General features: G+C 38.3%; 2 protein-coding genes. Both read right to left on the reverse strand.

Going from position 1 to position 1,823, the window contains the following annotated elements:
* Positions 1-317: 317 nt before the first annotated feature.
* Complete coding sequence (locus HY58_RS18385; RefSeq protein WP_039135627.1) at positions 318-800, reverse strand: hypothetical protein; 483 nt, start codon at positions 798-800, stop codon at positions 318-320.
* 5 nt (positions 801-805) lie between these two features.
* Positions 806-1,823: RHS repeat-associated core domain-containing protein (locus tag HY58_RS18390; RefSeq protein ID WP_172644687.1), on the reverse strand; the 1,018-nt coding region annotated here is incomplete at its 5' end.

The raw sequence follows: 1,823 nt of genomic DNA on the forward strand, positions 1-1,823 counted from the left end.
TATTTCACGATCTAATTATATTCTCTTTATTGGGATCTGTTCCATTACCCATGGTGGTTATGAATTCAAGCCCTGCTGCGGAGGTGCTTAAAAAAAATGGCTAATGCTTTTGATCTGTCAACAGATTATTTAATGAACGGAACTACTCCAGATTTAGCCGCAGAGAACAACAGGATAAAACTATAATCAACCAATTCAACCGTATTACTAAACTATCGAAAGAAAATAAAACCGTTGTTTCTAAATTGAATGATGCTTTTCTCTTTCAACAGGAGATGAAGCATAAACTTGCCCAATAAAAAAGCCCCAGAAGGAGCTTATACTATGTTAAAAAGACCTTTTTCTCTAAATATTTTTACTCCATGCAATGCTCTAATTGATTTATCAATGTTAGCATCCATCAAACAGGTGAGTTCATATTTTTTATCATTGTTACAATAGACCCGTGCAAAAAAGTAAGCTTCCATCGGTGTTATTGGAATGCCTCCTTTATCCAAACTTGCTGATTTATATACTACTATTTCTTTTATATCACTGCTTGCTATTATAGTTTCTTCGCTATCTTTTTCAAGTCGTATCCTGTCTGGTAAAATTTCTGCTACCATGCCTTTATTCCTGATATAATAACTTATGTGTAAAAAAAATGATGGGACAACAAAAAGGGTATAATAGCACAATCCCATTATTATCACTGCTTTTTCAAACTTAAAGTGCCAACAAACACCCACGTATAAAACAGTTGTGAATATTGCTATCCACAGTGCTTTAAGATGATTTGAAAAAGTTTGCTTTATTATCATAGCTACTATCTTGGTTGCCAGCCTCCACGCAAAGCATTTTCATAATTTGATAAGCCTTTTGACATCTCTGTATGCCAATACATATAACCATCATAGGCCAGTTCTCCTGCAACTGTTCCTAACCCAACTGCTGTTCCTGCCACAGCACCCCATGGACCACAAAACTGTGCCCCTATATACGAACCTGTCGATATAGAAGCAGCACCACCGCCTACTCTCCATGCAAAGCGACCTGCACCGATTTCACCACTCCTCATGGCTTGATAATCTTGATATCCGCTATAAAAAGTACCAGCTGTACCAAATGGACCCAACGCTCTCCGCAAAATACCCAACGGTCTATATGCGGTACTAAATTGTTTAAAAGTACCGACTTTTGGAAACGCTTTCCTATATTCTAACATTGCTACTTGAACGGCACCTCCCTTTTGCATTAAAGCACTCAGGTCTTCCATTGAGAAAGAAGAACTTGAAGTTATAGTACTCCCTTTTGCAGTATTTGTTGAAGCTCCTCCAAAATATGTCGCGTTATTTTTCACATCAGTTACAGTTCCGTCAGCATTTAATTCATGAATAGTTTCTGGATTTATAGAACCGTCTGCATTTCGTGTACCTGAAGTAACAGTAGCTGATGACCCAACATAGGTTTCGTCTTCCCCTAATTGTGTTGATGCATTTTCCTTTGTAAGATTTTCATCAAAAACAAAATTTCCATTTTTATCTCTCTTCCAATCATCTGCCTGCATTCCATCGGGATCAATATATCTTAAAGGGTTATTATATGCGTAATTGTAAGGGCTCCACTTTCTTGAATTGTCGGCTAAAGGGTCAACTGAATGCCATCTTCCGATCTGTGGATCATAATTGCGAGCGCCGAAATCATACATCTCCAATCCCGACCCGTCAGTGAATTCTTTCTCCTGCTTTTCCTTGCCATTGTACTCGTACCTATTCTCCAATTTCCCCATGGCTTTGGATGATATCCCTGCCATAGTAAGCCCGAATGGATAGTAATCTCCGACC

This window comes from Flavihumibacter sp. ZG627 (assembly GCF_000814325.1).
Taxonomy (GTDB): Bacteria; Bacteroidota; Bacteroidia; order Chitinophagales; family Chitinophagaceae; genus Flavihumibacter.